The sequence below is a fragment of the Vibrio sp. 10N.261.52.A1 genome, assembly GCF_002876325.1.
Lineage (GTDB): Bacteria > Pseudomonadota > Gammaproteobacteria > Enterobacterales > Vibrionaceae > Vibrio > Vibrio chagasii.
Map to the genome: position 1 here is coordinate 1 of NZ_MCYD01000294.1, position 255 is coordinate 255.

Consider the following 255-nt stretch of genomic DNA (forward strand, 5'->3'; position numbering starts at 1 on the left):
GAATATATTATGCTCTTTTAGAGTTTATAAAAATTTGTATGACTACAAATAAACAAGGAGGTTATTAGGCATGGTTTATAAATTGGCATTATTTCGCCATCATCACCCTATTATTGGGGCAGGATTCGAATTATTTGTAGTCCTGATGGCTTTTTCATCGATCACCTTACCGCTAATATATGAGGAAAACTTGTTGGTGTTGGGAATATCTTCCGGAATTTTCATTATCTGCTTTACTCTATTTTTACTTTTTGC

Annotated in this window: 1 protein-coding gene; it reads left to right on the forward strand. The window is 32.9% G+C overall.

Annotation, left to right across the window (positions count from 1 at the left end; translation table 11 throughout):
- Positions 1-70 precede the first annotated feature (70 nt).
- Positions 71-255 (forward strand): hypothetical protein (locus tag BCT81_RS29540; protein WP_102423261.1); only part of this gene is annotated, 185 nt, incomplete at its 3' end.